This is a genomic window from Streptomyces sp. NPDC044044, assembly GCF_056434405.1.
Map to the genome: position 1 here is coordinate 181,354 of NZ_JBWKFG010000003.1, position 16,286 is coordinate 197,639.

14 protein-coding genes are annotated in these 16,286 nt (G+C 70.4%); 12 read left to right on the top strand and 2 right to left on the bottom strand.

Features of this window, described 5'->3' with window-relative positions; genetic code table 11:
* Positions 1 to 44: 44 nt before the first annotated feature.
* Positions 45 to 590, bottom strand: a complete 546-nt coding sequence (locus AC07AG_RS11745) for a peptidoglycan-binding domain-containing protein (protein ID WP_478754234.1) — start codon at positions 588 to 590, stop codon at positions 45 to 47.
* A 354-nt stretch (positions 591 to 944) separates the two neighbouring features.
* On the opposite strand from AC07AG_RS11745, the gene AC07AG_RS11750 reads away from it, so the two are divergent.
* The 7 genes from AC07AG_RS11750 to AC07AG_RS11780 all read left to right on the top strand — a co-directional run bounded on the left by AC07AG_RS11750 (position 945) and on the right by AC07AG_RS11780 (position 7,690).
* On the top strand, positions 945 to 2,117 hold the full coding sequence (locus tag AC07AG_RS11750) for an XRE family transcriptional regulator (protein ID WP_478754236.1): 1,173 nt from the start codon (positions 945 to 947) through the stop codon (positions 2,115 to 2,117).
* Between the two features lie 406 nt (positions 2,118 to 2,523).
* Entirely contained in the window at positions 2,524 to 3,513 is a 990-nt protein-coding gene (locus AC07AG_RS11755; protein WP_361053798.1) for a malate dehydrogenase, read from the top strand.
* Between the two features lie 270 nt (positions 3,514 to 3,783).
* On the top strand, positions 3,784 to 5,637 hold the full coding sequence (locus tag AC07AG_RS11760) for a hypothetical protein (RefSeq protein WP_478754237.1): 1,854 nt from the start codon (positions 3,784 to 3,786) through the stop codon (positions 5,635 to 5,637).
* Positions 5,634 to 6,014 carry a hypothetical protein gene (locus AC07AG_RS11765; RefSeq protein WP_478754239.1) on the top strand — a complete coding sequence of 127 codons (381 nt, stop codon included), beginning with the start codon at positions 5,634 to 5,636 and terminating at the stop codon, positions 6,012 to 6,014. Before AC07AG_RS11760 ends, AC07AG_RS11765 begins: the two co-directional genes overlap by 4 nt.
* Before the next feature lie 10 nt (positions 6,015 to 6,024).
* Positions 6,025 to 6,798: a hypothetical protein gene (locus AC07AG_RS11770; protein WP_478754241.1), complete on the top strand. Its 774-nt coding sequence runs from the start codon at positions 6,025 to 6,027 to the stop codon at positions 6,796 to 6,798.
* Positions 6,799 to 6,890: 92 nt separating this feature from the next.
* Positions 6,891 to 7,139, top strand: a complete 249-nt coding sequence (locus AC07AG_RS11775; protein WP_478754243.1) for a helix-turn-helix transcriptional regulator — start codon at positions 6,891 to 6,893, stop codon at positions 7,137 to 7,139.
* Entirely contained in the window at positions 7,136 to 7,690 is a 555-nt protein-coding gene (locus AC07AG_RS11780; protein WP_478754245.1) for a hypothetical protein, read from the top strand. The genes AC07AG_RS11775 and AC07AG_RS11780 overlap by 4 nt, the downstream gene beginning before the upstream one ends.
* 11 nt (positions 7,691 to 7,701) lie before the next feature.
* Here the strand turns inward: AC07AG_RS11780 and AC07AG_RS11785 are convergent, their stop codons facing one another.
* Positions 7,702 to 8,484, bottom strand: coding sequence for a hypothetical protein (locus tag AC07AG_RS11785; RefSeq protein ID WP_478754247.1), 783 nt, complete (start codon positions 8,482 to 8,484; stop codon positions 7,702 to 7,704).
* A 156-nt stretch (positions 8,485 to 8,640) separates the two neighbouring features.
* On the opposite strand from AC07AG_RS11785, the gene AC07AG_RS11790 reads away from it, so the two are divergent.
* The 5 genes from AC07AG_RS11790 (at position 8,641) to AC07AG_RS11810 (ending at position 15,903) form a co-directional block, all read left to right on the top strand.
* Positions 8,641 to 10,170: an aldehyde dehydrogenase family protein gene (locus AC07AG_RS11790; RefSeq protein WP_478754249.1), complete on the top strand. Its 1,530-nt coding sequence runs from the start codon at positions 8,641 to 8,643 to the stop codon at positions 10,168 to 10,170.
* A 133-nt stretch (positions 10,171 to 10,303) separates the two neighbouring features.
* Positions 10,304 to 11,839: a GMC family oxidoreductase gene (locus tag AC07AG_RS11795; protein ID WP_478754251.1), complete on the top strand. Its 1,536-nt coding sequence runs from the start codon at positions 10,304 to 10,306 to the stop codon at positions 11,837 to 11,839.
* Positions 11,836 to 12,972, top strand: coding sequence for a quaternary amine ABC transporter ATP-binding protein (locus AC07AG_RS11800; protein ID WP_478754253.1), 1,137 nt, complete (start codon positions 11,836 to 11,838; stop codon positions 12,970 to 12,972). Before AC07AG_RS11795 ends, AC07AG_RS11800 begins: the two co-directional genes overlap by 4 nt.
* Positions 12,972 to 14,939 (top strand): ABC transporter permease subunit, encoded by a 1,968-nt coding sequence (locus tag AC07AG_RS11805; protein WP_478754255.1) that lies wholly within the window; start codon positions 12,972 to 12,974, stop codon positions 14,937 to 14,939. Before AC07AG_RS11800 ends, AC07AG_RS11805 begins: the two co-directional genes overlap by 1 nt.
* Before the next feature lies 1 nt (position 14,940).
* Positions 14,941 to 15,903, top strand: coding sequence for an ABC transporter substrate-binding protein (locus tag AC07AG_RS11810; protein WP_478754257.1), 963 nt, complete (start codon positions 14,941 to 14,943; stop codon positions 15,901 to 15,903).
* The last annotated feature ends 383 nt before the right edge of the window (positions 15,904 to 16,286 follow it).

Consider the following 16,286-nt stretch of genomic DNA (forward strand, 5'->3'; position numbering starts at 1 on the left):
TGGCCCTGCCGGGGGTGCGGGCAAAGTCCGGGATCAGTCCGGGATCAGCCGCGCCAGTTGTAGGCGGCCTTCTTCCACTTGCCGTCGATCTTCACGTAGTACGTGCCGGAGAGGCGCTTGAAGCCGACGTCGTGTTGGTAGCCGCTGTAGGTGACATGGCCGCCGCCACCGGGGCCGTTCAGGAAGTCGTCCGCGACGCCGAACGTCTCCTTGCCGACGATCCCGTCGACGTCCTCCACGTCCTCGCGCTGCTGCCACCACTTGGTGGCCGACTCGGTCTTGCGGCCGAAGCTGCCGTCGATGTCCCACTTCTTGAACGTATGCCGCTTTCCGCTGCTGTCCTTCCACTTGGCCCCGTCCGCGTACAGGACGGACTGCCACAGGCGCGTGGCGTTGCTGTTCGCGTGGCGGTGACGGGACAGATTTCCCTCGTCGCCCCAGTCGTTGTACGCGGCACCCTTGCCGTCGACGACGTGTGGCCCACCGGCCTGCGCGAGCGACGCGGTGCCGCCGAGCGCGATCGCCGCCCCCGCCGTCACGCCGACCGCAGAGCCGAGCAGCCGCTTCGACCTGCCCTTACTGATGCGCATGTAATCCCCCTAGGTGGTGCGTTGACGTCTTCGATGCTTCCGCCCGGGGGTGCTTCGCAAAAGGGTCAAGCAGTGCAATCGGGATGCTTTGGGACGTCCCGGATCGCTACCAGGGGTTCCGCATCGTGGACCGGGACAGCGGTGGGACACTGGACGCTGGACCGCATGGAGTGCGACGGTGCACGCCAGTGGCCCGAATGCTCCCGTGCGCCCCCCGTCCGGGAACTGACATCCTGACTTTTGGCATCCCTCTGGGTAGCCCATGACAGGAGCAGCGGGGGCTGCCCCATGGGCAGAGCGGGGGACACCACGCGCGGGGGCACGTTGGCACGTACGGGGGGAATAGGGGGAGTAATGCCTCGTTGGAAGGCACTGCCGGATGAGCTCGATCCGCAGGTCAGGGAGTTCGCCAGTCAGCTCCGCAGGCTGGTCGACCGGAGCGGTCTGAGCATCGCCGCGGTGTCGGACCGCACCGGGTACAGCAAGACGTCGTGGGAGCGCTATCTGAACGGGCGACTGCTCGCTCCGAAGGGTGCGATCGTCGCGCTTGCCGAGGTGACGGGCACCAACCCCGTTCACCTCATCACCATGTGGGAGCTCGCCGAGCGCGCGTGGAGCCGCTCCGAGATGCGGCACGACATGACCATGCAGGCGATCCGGATCTCCCAGGCGCGGGCCGCGCTCGGAGAGCTGGGGCCCAATCCGCCCAAGAGCAAGGGCGGCGGCGGTACGGCGCGCAACGGCGCGGCGGGCGCGGGCGCGGGCGCCGGTGCGGGCCCCGGCGTCGATTCCGCCGACCGTCCCGGCCGTTCCGACCAGCCAGGCCGTTCCGACCAGCCCGGCCGTTCGCACCGTGCAGGCCGTCCTGGCGGGAGCGTCACCGGGGTCGCGGGCCCCGCGGGCGTCTCGCCCACGGTGCCGCCGCAGTCGCCGTCGTACGCGGCTGCGGGCTCGGGCGGGGGCGACCAGGGAGTCGTCCTGGGCCCGCCCGGTACGCACGAGCCGAGCCACGGCGGGGACTCGCCCGACCGGCAGCGGCGGCGCAGGAAGCTGACGATGTTCCTCGCGGGCGTCGTCGGCGCGCTGGTCGTCATCGCTGCCGCCGTGTTCCTGACGGACTTCGGCAAGGACGACAAGGGCGACGAGAGCGCCAAGCCCCCGGCATCCCCGAGCACGAGCGACAAGGACCTGCCCGAGGGCGTCGAGTGCAGCGGCAAGAGCTGTACGGGCAAGGACCCGGAGACCATGGGCTGCGGCGGCGAGCTGGCCGGCACGACGGCGCGCCAGACGGTGGGCAAGGCGCTGATCGAGGTCCGCTACAGCAAGACGTGCGGGGCGGCGTGGGCGCGGATCACGCAGGCGGCGCCGGGCGACAAGGTGACGATCTCGGGCGCGGGGGGCGCCGAGCAGAACGGCACCGTGAACGCGGACTTCGACGCCTACACCCCGATGGTGGCCGTCAAGGACGGTACGTCGGCGAAGGCGTGCGCGACGCTCAAGGCCGGACAGACCGGCTGCACGAAGTAAGCACAGCCGGTCCGCGCGCCGGGGGTGGCCACCGGGAGGGAGGTGGCGGCCACCACAGGGGGGGAGCGTGGCGGCCGCCTGGGGGTGTGACCACTCCCGTGGGGGTACTGGTCCGTGTGCCCGCACTTGCACGAGCCATGCCTGTCGATTTCGCAGAAATTTCGCGGGCCCGGAGCGCGGGCTTCGAACGGGGGCTCAGGACCCCGGCCGACCAGCCAGGACGGGCCTTTGTGGGGTGGGCCACACCCTCCCGTGGTTCGGGGGTCGGCGGGGCGCGATAGCCTGGCGGCGGATCTCTCTTGATGCCAAGAGATCGATCATCGAGAGGCGATCGACGAGGGCGTCGGCAGGGGATCCAGCACAAGGGGCAGGGACCCCCACCGCCAGCTGTCTTACGGAGATCGCCATGACCCGCACTCCCGTGAATGTCACCGTCACCGGCGCGGCCGGCCAGATCGGCTACGCGCTGCTCTTCCGCATCGCCTCCGGCCACCTGCTCGGCGCGGACGTGCCGGTCAATCTGCGACTGCTCGAGATCACGCCGGCCCTGAAGGCCGCCGAGGGCACCGCCATGGAGCTCGACGACTGCGCCTTCCCGCTGCTGAACTCGATCGAGATCAGCGACGACCCGAACGTCGCCTTCTCCGGCGCCAACGTCGCCCTCCTCGTCGGCGCCCGCCCCCGCACCAAGGGCATGGAGCGCGGCGACCTGCTCTCCGCCAACGGCGGCATCTTCAAGCCGCAGGGCAAGGCCATCAACGACAACGCCGCGGACGACATCAAGGTCCTCGTCGTGGGCAACCCGGCCAACACCAACGCGCTCATCGCGCAGGCCGCGGCCCCGGACGTACCGGCCGAGCGCTTCACCGCGATGACCCGCCTCGACCACAACCGCGCGCTGTCGCAGCTGTCGAAGAAGACCGGCGCCCCGGTCTCCGACATCAAGCGTCTGACCATCTGGGGCAACCACTCGGCCACCCAGTACCCCGACATCTTCCACGCGGAGATCGCCGGCAAGAACGCCGCGGACGTCGTGAGCGACCAGTCCTGGCTCGCCGACGACTTCATCCCGACCGTCGCCAAGCGCGGTGCCGCGATCATCGAGGCCCGTGGCGCGTCCTCGGCCGCCTCCGCCGCCAACGCCGCCATCGACCACGTCCACACGTGGGTGAACGGCACGGCCGCCGGTGACTGGACCTCCATGGGCATCCCGTCGGACGGTTCGTACGGCGTTCCGGAGGGCCTCATCTCCTCCTTCCCCGTCACCACCAAGGACGGCAAGTACGAGATCGTCCAGGGCCTGGAGATCAACGAGTTCTCGCGCACGCGCATCGACGCGTCGGTGCAGGAGCTCACCGAGGAGCGCGAGGCGGTCCGCGGTCTCGGCCTCATCTAGTACGGCACCTAGTACGTCATCTAGTACGTCCCGGCGCGCGGCTCGGTCCGTGCGCACGCGTCTCCACCTCGCCCCCGGCGGCCACCCGATCGGCTGCCGGGGGCGAGGTGCGTCCGGGCCCGGGTGCGCGGGAGCTGTTGCGCGCACGCGGATCCTCACCCGTGTGAGTGGCGGGATTTCACTTGTTCGAGGGGCATAATCACCTTTCTGTGGCCCCTGCACACACGCTCCGTTACCCTCCAATTCCGCTTCACCCCAACGGAGTTGGCCATGGCAGGTAACACCGAGGCCACCAGACTGCTGTGCGCCGGCGTCCATCTGGACGCGGTGTTCCGCAGGAGGGTCGTCTCAGAGCTGGTCGGTCACGCGGAGCGCCCCGTGGCGCCGCCGCTCGGTGCCGATGTGCTTCCGGTGCTGGCGCACGCGCTGCGCGCCCGGCGCGAGGAACTGATCACCGCACTGCTCCTGGCGGCGGTGTGGCTCGGTTTCCTCGTCACCGACGCGGTGATGCTCTGGGACACCCTCGAGGACTCCAGCGGCGGTGAGACGGGCATGTCCGGCGAGGACATCGCGCTGCTCGCCTTCGACCCGGACGACCTCGTGGACGCGGGCCCCGACGGCACGTTCGGCGCCTTCGTGCCGGGCGGCTGGGCGATCGGGTACGCCGTGGTGGTCCTGCTCCTGTGGCTGGCGCGGGTCGTCTCCGGGCGCGGCATGGACGGCGGGATCCTGCGGCGGATGGAGCTGCCCGCGCCGCTGGCCTGGCTGCGGCGCAGGATCGGCTGGCTGGTGACCGCCTTCGTGTGGTGGTGCGCCGCCGCGTACGCCTTCTCCGCGATCTCCGTGATCAAGGACACCCCGTATCCGGTGATCTTCCCGCTGCTCGTCGCGGCCGTGGTGTGGCGCCATCAGTTCCTGCGCAAGCGGACCCTGCGCACGCAGCTCGCCCGGCAGGCCTTCGCCGAGACCGAACAGCCGCGCATCCCGGGGCGGTTCTCCCGCATCGCCGACTGCATCCACCGCGAGCAGAACGCCCCGGTCACCCTCTACGACGCGAACCGCCCCTTCGTGGGCGCCGGAAAGCCCCGCAAGCCGTGGTCGGTCGTCCTCGAGCTGCAGCGCGCCGAGAAACAGACGAACGGCGCGCTGCCGACCCAGCGGGCCTACGAACCGCTCACCGCGCGCGAGGTCATCAAGATGATCGAGCCGCGCCTCAAGGACCTGCGCAGGTCCGCCGCTGCCACCAGCGTGGACCGGCTGCGCGACCTGGAGATCGAGGAGTTCGTCTACCTCCCCGCGGGCGCGGGCCGCGACGAGCAGCTCTACACCGGACAGGGGTACGAGACCGCGGGGCTCTACGACGCCGGGCAGGCCGCCCGGCATCTCGAACGGGCGGCGGGCGAGGGCGGCGAGGCGCGGCGCCACTTCCTGCGGATCCGGGTCGGCGCCTGGAACGAACAGGTCGTCGTCTCGCTCCTGGTCAGGGTGCACACGCAGGGCGGCATGCTGGTCCTCGAAGTGGTGCCACACGTGCTCGGGCCGATCGTCCCCGAGTTCCGCGAGGTCGACACGATCGTGGCCGGCGAACCGGAGGGCCCGGTCCGTGACGCCCTGCGCGCCTGCGTCGACGGTCCCGCGGTCGGCGTGGCGATCGGCATCGCCGCCCTGCGCGCACTGCCCTCGCTCATCCCCTCGTTCCGGCTCTGGCTGGCCCAGCCCGAAGCGCCCGCAGCGCCCGGCGGGGCGGCTCCCACGCCTTCCACGACCCCCGCCGCGCGTGCCGCGCGCGCCCTGCGGTCCGTGTGTTCGTGGCTGGAGATCGGCCGCCCCGTGCAGGCGCCGCCGGACGCCCCGCTGGTCTCGCTGCGCCAACTGGCGAGCACCGACGACCTCTCGCTCTTCCAGGAGATGGACGTCGCCCGCTACACCCGCACCCTCCAGGACCGCATCGGCGAGGGCGTCCGCGACGCGCTGCGGGCCGGCGGCTTCCGCACGGACCGGCTCGAACAGAACATCACGCAGATCAACAACAGCGGGGTCTACATCACCGAGATGTCCGGCGGCGCCATCGCCACCGGATCCCACGGCCAGGCCACGCACACCACCGAGAGGAGCACGGCATGAGTGGCGACGGGGACGACGGCGGCGGTGCGCACGTCCAGATCGGTTCGATCACCGGCGGTTCGCAGGCCTTCGGCTCGCACGGCAAGGCCGAGTCCACCAACCACACGGTGGTGGTGTCCGATCCGAGGCAGCAGCATCTGCTCACCCAGGTCCGTGCCCTGCGCGGCGAACTGCGTCAGGCCGCCGAGCGCACACCCGACGACGAGGCGCTCGACGCCGAACTGGGCGAGGTGGAGCGGGAGATCGGCCGCGCGGGGCATGGCGACAGCGGACTGCTCGGCAGGCTCAGGACCCGTCTTGAGCAGTACGGCGCCGCCGCCGCGACGGCCGCGTCCGTGACGGCGGTCCTCCAGGCGATCGCCCAGATCACGGGCTGAGGGACGAGCGGTGCGGATCTTCGACGCCGACCGCCAGGAGTGGGTCGGGCACGAGCAGGAACGGCGGATCGCCGAGCTCCACGACCGGGACGCCGTGCGCCAGGGCAAGGCGCTGCGCGGCGCCGTGGCGGTCCTCGCGGTGTGCGGCCTCGCCTTCGGCACCTGGGCCCTCGGCTGGAAGGACGAGCCGGGGCCGAGGGGGTATCTGACGGTGCTCCAGCAGCCCGCGCCGGGCGGGGACAAGGACAAGAACACTGAGGGGGACACCACGGCGCCGTCCCCCGCGGGCGTGCCCCCGGCCCCGTACGAGGAGGTGTTCGACCAGGAGGGCTTCCGGCTCGCGGTGCCGCGGGGCTGGGTCCGCGATCTGGTCGAACCGACCGAGGGCTTCAACGTCGTCAACTACCGCAGCCCTCAGGGCGATCGGCGGCTGCAGGTGTACCGCGTGGGGGAGCCGTCGCCGTACGCATCGCTGCGGACCTGGCTCGACGAGATGCCGATGCCCGCCGGCTTCGACCAGCTCGGCCCGCTGGAGCGCACGGACGACGAGGGCCGCCCGGCGGCCCGTCTCGACTACGTGGCCGACAAGTTCAAGGGCGAACCGGACATCGGCACGTGGCACGTCATCGACCATCGCTTCGAGGCGGTGGACGGCGAGCTGTACGCCCTCGCGGTCTACGGCTCCGACGCGGACGGCAGGGACGACGAGGAGGAGTTCATGTCGACGGCCCTGTCGTGGTTCTGCCCGCCGGACGAGGTCTGCCCCGCGCCGGGTTCCGGCTGAACCGGCTGAACTGACTGATCCGGCTGAACCGGCTGTCGTCACCTAGGTGATCACTGTTGCGTACCTGCTCACCGATGTAGTACTTCTTATACATGAGCGAGCAGGTGCACAACAGGCTGGCGATGGTGCGCGCGGAGCGGAAGGTGTCGCGCCAGAGCCTGGCCGAGGCGGTGGGGGTCCACTACCAGACCATCGGCTACATCGAGCGCGGGCAGTACAACCCGAGCCTCGACCTGGCGCTGAAGATGGCGGCGTTCTTCGGGCTTCCGGTGGAGGCGTTGTTCTCCCTGGAGCCGTTCCGCCCGCTCACGGACGAGGTCTACGGGAGGAGTCAGGCATGACGGGTCAGCAGGTGCGGGAGAAGTCGACGCAGCCGATGACCGGGTACGACCGGCGGATGTTCGCGCTCATGAACCGGCGCGAGGGGGCGCCGATGTACGCCACCGCCGCGCGCAGGCGGCTCGCGGTCGGCGCCCACATCACGCTGACGGTGGCGAGCGTCACGGCCTGGCTCCTCACGGTCGTCGGCGATCAGCGCTGGGCGATGTGGACGATGCTCGGCCTCCTGCTGCCGTGGTGCGTCGCCACCGGTGTCATCAACGGCGCCACGCGCGGCCTGCTCGAACTGCGCGAACGCGCCCTCGACGAGCGGCAGCGCGCGGAGCGGGTCCGTGTCGCGGCGCGCGCCCGCCAGGTGATGCAGTGGCTGCTCCTCGCGGCCGCCGTCTGCGCGGGGATCGCCGCCTACCAGGGGTGGGGCGCCGAGGGGCTGCTCTTCCCGGTGCTCTTCACCGCGTTCGTCGTGCACTGGCTGATGCCGCTGTGGGTGGCGGGGCTCGCCGTGCAGGACGACCCCGCGGACCTCGACGAGATGCAGGACGAGAGCCGGTAGGTGTCCGGCCTTCAGTAGGTGTTCGGCTTGTCCGTCACCTGGCCCTGCAGCTGGGACACGTCCACGGAGTCCTCGTCGGACGGAGTCTTCGAGGGGACCGGCTTGTCGTAGTCGCGCAGCGTCAGCGTCGAGTCGGTTCCTCCGCCCTTCTCCGTGGCCCTGAGCAGGTACGGAGTGCCTTCGGTCGCGACGTACAGCGTGGTGGTTTTGCCGTCGTCCTTGCCGGAGACGGAGATCGCGGGGGTGCCGTCGACCTTGGTCGTCCCGCCCTTCTTCAGGGCCGTGTTGTCGTCCGACTTGTCCTTGACCTCGTCCTGGATCGCGTTCAGGTCGCAGACCCCGGCCATGTCCTTGAGCAGGGCGTCGTCGGTCGTGCCGTAGAGATAGCGGTCCCCGACGACCTCGGCGGCGGCCTCGCCCTGGCCGCCGGGGAGCTGGGCCTTCCAGAAGGCGAGGTCGGGCTTCATCCACACCTTCTCGCCCTGTTTGATCAGCTCCAGGCTGCCGCCGTCGTCGGCCATGCGCAGCGAGCCGACGCAGTTGTCGTCCTGGTCCAGGGTGAGGTCCATGGAGACCGGCTCGGCGCTGTCGGTGCCCGTGCCCTTCTGCTCCAGCTTCAGGTGCACCGACTTCGCGTCGAGCAGTTCCTTCTCCGCCTTGTCGGAGATCTCCTGCGCGCTCAGATCCTCCGTGTCGGCGAGCGCGACGGATGGTGCGACCAGGAGCGCGGCCGCCGTACAGGCCGCCGTGCAGACCGCGGTACCCCAGGCATGCCTCGTGGATGTTCCGCGCATAGCGCCACCTCCAGGGATAAACCCCTCTTCGAGCGTACGTTTCGTCCCAGGTGCCTGCACGCGCAGTGACACAGCGCACTTTCAGTTATGTAATGCGCATGGTTTCTTCACGTCAGGGCAGGTGGACCCGGCTACCGCGAGTGACAGGCGGGGCGTATGACAGGAACGGAAGGCAAACGGGACGTGTCCGCACAACAGACCATCCATGTGGGCGGAGAGTGGCGTAACGCCCTCTCCGGCGCCACGCGCGAGATCCTCGACCCGGCGGATGCCAAGCCGTTCGCACTGATCGCCGAGGGCGGCACCGAGGACACCGACGCGGCCATCGCCGCCGCACGCGAGGCCTTCGACCACGGACCGTGGCCGGCCACGCCCGTCGCCGAACGGGCCGCGCTGCTGCGCCGCGTCGCAGACCTCCTCGTACGCGACCGGGAGAAGATCGGGCTCCTGGAGAGCCGCGACGCGGGCAAGACCGTCGAGGAGGGCCGCGTCGACGTCGACTGTGTCGCCGACGCCTTCCGGTACTTCGCCGACCTGGTGATCGGCGAGGGCGCGGGCCGCGTCGTCGACGCGGGCTCGGACGACATCCACAGCGTCGTCGTGCACGAGCCGGTCGGCGTCTGCACGATGATCACGCCGTGGAACTACCCGCTCCTGCAGGCCAGCTGGAAGGTCGCCCCCGCGCTCGCCGCGGGCAACACCTTCGTCATCAAGCCGAGTGAGGTCACTCCGCTGACGACGGTCGCGCTGATCGAGCTGCTCGTCGAGGCGGGCCTCCCGGCCGGTGTCGCCAACATCGTGACCGGCCCCGGCCACACCGTCGGCGCGCGCCTGTCCGACCACCCCGACGTCGACCTGGTCTCCTTCACCGGCGGCCTCGTCTCCGGCACCAAGGTCGCCCAGGCCGCGGCGCTCGGCGTCAAGAAGGTCGCCCTCGAACTCGGCGGCAAGAACCCGAACGTCGTCTTCGCCGACGCCTGTGCCACCGAAGAGGGCTTCGACACCGCCGTCGACCAGGCGCTGAACGCCGCCTTCATCCACAGCGGGCAGGTCTGCTCCGCCGGTGGCCGCCTCATCATCGAGGAGTCGGTGCGCGAGCGCTTCGTCGCCGAACTCGCCCGCCGCGCAAGCCGCATCAGGCTCGGCCGCGGCACCGAGGACGGCGTGGAGTGCGGCCCGCTCGTCTCGCAGCAGCAGCGCGAGAAGACCGAGTCGTACGTCGCGTCCGCCCTGGAGGAGGGCGCGGTCCTGCGCACCGGCGGCAAGCGCCCCGAGCCCAGCGAGGCACGCCCCGCGACCGGCTACTTCTACGAGCCGACCGTCCTGGACCAGTGCCACCGCGAGATGCGCGTCGTACGCGAAGAGGTCTTCGGCCCGGTCCTGACCGTCGAGACCTTCCGCACCGAGGACGAGGCCGTCGCGCTCGCCAACGACACCGAGTACGGTCTCGCGGGCGCCGTCTGGACCAACGACGCGGGCCTCGGCCGCCGCATGGCCAGGCGCCTGCGCCACGGCACGGTCTGGATCAACGACTTCCACCCCTACCTGCCGCAGGCGGAGTGGGGCGGCTTCGGCAAGAGCGGCGTCGGGCGCGAGCTCGGACCGGCCGGACTCGCCGAGTACCGCGAGTCCAAGCACATCTACCAGAACCTCGCACCGCAGCCGGTCCGCTGGTTCGCGGGCTGAGGCCCGACACGTAGAGGCGTGCGCGGGGGCGGAGGTCCCGCCCCCGCGCACGTATGTCCGAAGTCCGAGCACCCCCCGCTCATTACGCGCAAGCACCTTGGCACCACACCTCGCAGGAAGAGGAGCAGCACGCATGGCTGAGACCACCGAGTACGACTACGTCATCGTCGGCGGCGGCACCGCAGGGTCGGTGATCGCATCCCGCCTCACCGAGGACCCGGACGTCACCGTCGCCGTCATCGAGGGCGGCCCCAGCGACATCGACCGCGACGACGTCCTCACGCTGCGCCGCTGGCTCGGCCTCCTGGGCGGCGACCTCGACTACGGCTACACCACCACCGAGCAGCCGCGCGGCAACTCGCACATCCTGCACAGCCGCGCCAAGGTCCTCGGCGGCTGCTCGTCGCACAACACCCTGATCTCGTTCAAGCCGCTGCCGTCCGACTGGGACGAGTGGGAAGAGGCGGGTGCCGCAGGCTGGGGCGCCGCGGCGATGGACCCCTTCTTCGGCAAGCTGCGCAACAACATCGTGCGCGTCGCCAAGAAGGACCAGAACCAGATCGCCACCGACTGGGTCGCCGCGGCGCAGGACGCGCTCGGCATCCCCGAGGTCATCGGCTTCAACGACAAGCCCTTCGACGAGGGCGTCGGCTTCTTCGACCTCTCGTACCACCCGGAGAACAACAAGCGTTCCTCCGCGTCCGTCGCCTACCTCCACCCCCACATGGAGGCCGGTGACCGCCCGAACCTCCACCTCTTCCTGGAGACCTGGGCCACCAAGCTGGAGCTCGACGGCAAGACCGCGCGCGGCGTCCACATCCGCACCAAGGAAGGTGTGGAGAAGCTGCTGACCGCCCGCAGCGAGGTGCTCGTCTGCGCCGGTGCCGTCGACACGCCCCGGCTGCTCATGCACTCCGGCATCGGCCCGAAGAAGGACCTCGAAGCCCTCGGTATCCCGGTCGTGCACGACCTGCCGGGCGTCGGCGAGAACCTCATCGACCACCCCGAGTCGGTCATCGTCTGGGAGACCAACGGGCCGATCCCCGGCAACTCCGCGATGGACTCCGACGCGGGCCTGTTCGTGAAGCGGGACCCGGGCCACAAGGGCCCGGACCTGATGTTCCACTTCTACCAGATCCCGTTCACGGACAACCCGGAGCGCCTGGGCTACGAACGCCCGGAGCACGGCGTCTCGATGACGCCGAACATCACCAAGTCCCGTGCGCGCGGCCGTATCTACCTGACGTCGGCCGACCCGGAGGTCAAGCCCGCCCTCGACTTCAAGTACTTCGAGGACGAAGAGGACTACGACGGTCAGACCCTGGTCGACGGCATCAAGCTGGCCCGCAAGGTCGCGCAGTCCGAGCCGTTCGCCAAGTGGCTCAAGCGCGAGGTGTTCCCCGGTCCCGAGGTGACCGAGGACGCCGAGATCAGCGAGCTCGTGCGCAAGGCCGCGCACACGGTGTACCACCCGGCGGGAACCTGCCGCATGGGTGCCACCACCGACGAACTCGCCGTGGTCGACCCGGAGTTGAAGATCCGGGGACTCGAAGGAATCCGTATCGCGGACGCATCCGTCTTCCCGACGATGCCCGCCGTGAACCCGATGATCGGAGTGCTCATGGTCGGGGAGAAATGTGCCGAGATGCTGGGTGGTGACGGCCGATGAGCGAGGCCTCAGTGAAGAACACGGAAGACACGACGCCGCCGTCGAAGCAGGAGTCCGCCGACGGACCCGTCTTCGCCGTCGAGAACCTCTGGAAGGTCTTCGGCCCGAAGGCCGACCGAATACCGGGCGACACCTCGGTCCACGACCTCAGCCCCGCCGAACTGCGTGAGCAGACCGGCTGCACCGCCGCCGTGCGCGATGTGTCCTTCGAGGTGAAGAAGGGCGAGGTCTTCGTCGTCATGGGCCTGTCGGGCTCCGGCAAGTCCACGCTCGTACGCTGCCTCACCCGCCTCATCGAGCCGACCTCCGGGTCCATCGCGATCGACGGCGAGGACGTCCTCGCCATGGACAAGGCGCGGCTGCGCGAACTGCGCAGGCACCGTGCCGCCATGGTCTTCCAGCACTTCGGCCTCCTCCCGCACCGCACGGTCCTCGACAACGTCGCGTACGGCCTGGAGATCCAGGGCGTCGGCAAGGCCGAGCGCCGCGCCAAGGCCCTCGAAGTCGTCGCCAAGGTCGGCCTCGAAGGACTTGAGCAGCGCAAGCCCGGACAGCTCTCCGGCGGCCAGCAGCAGCGCGTCGGCCTGGCCCGCGCCCTCGCCGTCGACCCCGAAGTCCTCCTCTTCGACGAGCCGTTCAGCGCGCTCGACCCGCTGATCCGCCGCGACATGCAGGAAGAAGTCGTCCGCCTGCACCGCGAAGAGGGCCGCACCATGGTCTTCATCACCCACGACCTCAGCGAGGCCCTGCGCCTGGGCGACCGCATCGCGCTGATGCGCGACGGCCGCATCGTGCAGCTCGGCACGCCCGAGGAGATCGTCGGCTCCCCGGCCGACGACTACGTACGCGACTTCGTACGGGACGTGGCGCGCGCCGACGTGATGAGCGTGCGCACCGCCATGCGCCCCGCCGACGCCGACGAGCAGGACCGCGGCCCCGCCCTCGCGCCCGACGCCAAGGTCGCCGACGCCATCGAGGCCGTCGCCAAGTCCGGCTTCCCGGTGCGCGTGATGGACGGACCGCGCTGCCTGGGCGTCGTCGACCACGAGGCGCTGCTCGGCGTCGTCGCGGGCGTGGCCCCGGCGCAGAAGCCCGACAAGGGGCGCTCCGACACCGGCGAGGTGGTCGCCTGATGGCCACCGCCACCGCATCGAATCCCGTACGAGATACGGGCATCGGCGCGCTCCTGCGTCACCGTGCCGTCGGCAAGATCCTGCTGCTCGCCGTCGCCGCGGCGATCCTCGTGCCGATCGTCAACGCCAAGTGGGCGTCGGGCGCCTGGCCCGAGGCGCTCACCGTCGACCTGACCGAGCCGCTCGGCAAGACCACCGACTGGATCATCGACAACCGCGACAGCCACCCGCTGTTCGTCTATGTCCTCGGCAACATCTCCAACGGCATCGTGCTCTCCATCCGCGGCGTCTACCTCGTGCTGCTCGCGGCCGGCTGGGCCGGAGTGACCGTCGGCGCCGCGCTCATCGCGTGGCGCGTGGCCGGAGTGCGGCTCGCGGTCCTCGCCGCCGCCTCGTTCGGCCTGTGCGGGATGCTCGGCATGTGGGTGCCGACGATGCAGACGCTGGCCCTGATGGTCGTGGCCGTACTCGTCTCCGTCGTGCTCGGCATGCTGCTCGGGCTCGCCGGAGGTCTGAGCGACCGGATCTACCGCGTCCTGCGGCCGGTCCTCGACACCATGCAGGTGCTCCCCGCCTTCTCGTACCTGCTGCCCGTCGCCCTGGTCTTCGGCATCGGAGTGCCCGCCGCGGTCATCGCGACCGTCGTGTACGCGGCCCCGCCGATGGCCCGGCTCACCGCGCTCGGCCTGCGCGGCGCCGACGGCGGCGTGATGGAGGCGGTGACGTCGCTCGGCACCACCGCGCGCCAGCGCCTGCTCTCGGCGCGCCTCCCGCTGGCCCGCAAGGAGCTGCTGCTCGGCCTCAACCAGACGATCATGATGGCGCTCGGCATGGCCGTCATCGCGTCGATGATCGGCGGCGCCGGTCTCGGTGACCGCGTCTACCAGGCCCTCGGCTCGGTGGACGTCGGCGCGGCGCTCGCGGCCGGAATCCCGATCGTGCTGCTCGCCGTGGTCCTCGACCGGGTGACGGGCGCGGCGGGGGAGCGGCTCGGCGACAACACCGAGGACAGCTCACCGCTGCGCGGATGGCGCGGCTGGGCCGTGGCCGGAGCGGTCGCCGTCGTGGCGGCGCTCGCCGCGCGCTTCGCCGACCGCCTGGAGTGGCCGGAGAGCTGGATCGTCAACATCGTCGGGCCGGTCAACACCGCCAAGGACTGGATGGTCGACCACATCTACACCGACGTGCCCGTCGTCGGCGGCACCGCCGACTGGGCGGCGCACTTCACCACCTGGGTCCTCGACCCGGTCCGCGACGGCCTGCAGGGGATGCCCTGGTGGTCGATCCTGCTGATCATCGCCGCCCTCGCCTGGCTGATCGGCACCTGGCAGACCGCGCTCACCGCCGTCCTCGCGATGGCGGCGACCGGCGTGCTCGGCGTGTGGAAGCCGTCCCTCGACACGCTCGCGCAGGTCCTTGCCGCCGTCGCCGTCACGGTGGTCCTCGGCTTCGCGATCGGTATCGCGGCGGCGCGCAGCACACGGCTGGAGAAACTGCTGAGGCCCGTCCTCGACGTCTTCCAGACGATGCCGCAGTTCGTGTACCTGATCCCGGTCGTGGCCCTCTTCGGTATCGGCCGCGCCCCCGCGGTCGCCGCGGCCGTCGTGTACGCGCTGCCCGCCGTCATCCGCATCACCACGCAGGGCCTGCGCCAGGTCAACGGCGCCGCGATGGAGTCGTCCCGCTCCCTGGGCGCCACCAGCTGGCAGCAGTTGCGCCAGGTCCAGCTCCCGCTGGCCCGCCCGGCTCTCCTGCTCGCCGTGAACCAGGCGGTCGTCCTCATCCTCGCCGTCGTCGTCATCGGCGGCCTGGTGGGCGGTGGCGCGCTCGGCTACGAAGCGGTGTTCGGCCTCGCACAGGGCGACCTCGCGACGGGCCTGGTGGCCGGTGTGGCGATCGTCTGCCTCGGCCTGATGCTCGACCGGGTCACGCAGCCGACGGAACGCCGCGCGAAGAAGGGTGCCTGACATGCGAGTACGTACGCGTGTGATGAGCGCTGTCACGGCGAGCTGCGCCCTCCTGGCGCTCTCCGGCTGTGCATCGGACATGACCAAGCAGGCGTCCCCGTACGCCAATGCCGCGGGCGCCAAGACGGTGACGCTGTCCGTCCAGTCCTGGGTCGGCGCGCAGGCGGACGTGGCCGTCGCCGAGTACCTGCTCAAGAAGGAGCTCGGCTACCGGGTCGACAGGGTCCAGATCGACGAGGTCCCCGCCTGGGACGCGCTCAGCCAGGGCCGCGTCGACGCGATCCTGGAGGACTGGGGCCACCCGGACCAGGAACAGCGCTACATCAAGGACAAGAAGACGATCGTCCCCGGTGGGGACGTCGGCGTGACGGGTCACATCGGGTGGTACGTCCCGACGTACTTCGCGAAGAAGCACCCGGACGTCACCAACTGGAAGAACCTCAACAAGTACGCGAAGGACTTCCGCACCTCCGAGAGCGGCAGCAAGGGCCAGCTCATGGACGGCTCCCCGTCGTACGTCACGAACGACAAGGCGCTGGTGAAGAACCTCGGCCTGGACTACGAGGTCGTCTTCGCGGGCTCCGAGGCGGCGCAGATCACGCAGATCGAGCAGTTCGCCAAGCACAAGAAGCCGTTCCTGACGTACTGGTACAAGCCGCAGTGGCTGTTCGAGAAGGTGCCGATGACGGAGGTGAAGCTGCCCGAGTACAAGGAGGGCTGCGACGCCGACCCCGCCAAGATCAAGTGTGCCTACCCGCACACGCCTCTGCAGAAGTACTTCAACGCCGACTTCGCCAAGAAGGGCGGCGACGCGGCGGAGTTCCTGAAGAACTTCAAGTGGTCGGAGGAGGACCAGAACGAGGTCTCGCTGATGATCGCCGACAAGAAGATGTCGCCGGAGGACGCGGCGGAGGCTTGGGTCGCCGACCATGAGCAGAAGTGGCGGGGCTGGCTCCCGAAGTAGCCTCCCCCCGGGCGGGGCGGGCGCGGTCGCTCTCCACTCGGCGGCGCCTGCCCCCGCCCTCCAGGGGGTCGGCCTGCGGGGGTCTTTCGCGCCCGCCCGCCCGATTTCCCCGTGGCGGGTCTTTCCCACCCGCCCGCCCGATCACCCCGTGGCGGGTCTTTCCCACCCGCCCACCCGATCACCCCGCAGTGGGTCCTTCTCGCCCGCCCACCCGATCACCCTGCAGCGGGTCTTTCCCACCCGCCCGCCCGATCACCCTGCAGCGGGTCTTTCCCACCCGCCCGCCCGATCACCCCGTGGCGGGTCTTTCCCGCCCGCCCGATCACCCCGCGGCGGGTCTTTCCCGCCCACCCACCCGATCGCCCCGCAGCGGGTCTTTCCCA

Excerpts from the sequence above, each read along its gene's own strand:
- AC07AG_RS11745 (WP_478754234.1), bottom strand. The coding sequence starts at position 590 with ATGCGCATCAGTAAGGGCAGGTCGAAGCGGCTGCTCGGCTCTGCGGTC.
- AC07AG_RS11750 (WP_478754236.1), top strand. The coding sequence starts at position 945 with ATGCCTCGTTGGAAGGCACTGCCGGATGAGCTCGATCCGCAGGTCAGG.
- AC07AG_RS11755 (WP_361053798.1), top strand. The coding sequence starts at position 2,524 with ATGACCCGCACTCCCGTGAATGTCACCGTCACCGGCGCGGCCGGCCAG.
- AC07AG_RS11760 (WP_478754237.1), top strand. The coding sequence starts at position 3,784 with ATGGCAGGTAACACCGAGGCCACCAGACTGCTGTGCGCCGGCGTCCAT.
- AC07AG_RS11765 (WP_478754239.1), top strand. The coding sequence starts at position 5,634 with ATGAGTGGCGACGGGGACGACGGCGGCGGTGCGCACGTCCAGATCGGT.
- AC07AG_RS11775 (WP_478754243.1), top strand. The coding sequence starts at position 6,891 with ATGAGCGAGCAGGTGCACAACAGGCTGGCGATGGTGCGCGCGGAGCGG.
- AC07AG_RS11780 (WP_478754245.1), top strand. The coding sequence starts at position 7,136 with ATGACGGGTCAGCAGGTGCGGGAGAAGTCGACGCAGCCGATGACCGGG.
- AC07AG_RS11785 (WP_478754247.1), bottom strand. The coding sequence starts at position 8,484 with ATGCGCGGAACATCCACGAGGCATGCCTGGGGTACCGCGGTCTGCACG.
- AC07AG_RS11790 (WP_478754249.1), top strand. The coding sequence starts at position 8,641 with ATGACAGGAACGGAAGGCAAACGGGACGTGTCCGCACAACAGACCATC.
- AC07AG_RS11795 (WP_478754251.1), top strand. The coding sequence starts at position 10,304 with ATGGCTGAGACCACCGAGTACGACTACGTCATCGTCGGCGGCGGCACC.
- AC07AG_RS11800 (WP_478754253.1), top strand. The coding sequence starts at position 11,836 with ATGAGCGAGGCCTCAGTGAAGAACACGGAAGACACGACGCCGCCGTCG.
- AC07AG_RS11805 (WP_478754255.1), top strand. The coding sequence starts at position 12,972 with ATGGCCACCGCCACCGCATCGAATCCCGTACGAGATACGGGCATCGGC.
- AC07AG_RS11810 (WP_478754257.1), top strand. The coding sequence starts at position 14,941 with ATGCGAGTACGTACGCGTGTGATGAGCGCTGTCACGGCGAGCTGCGCC.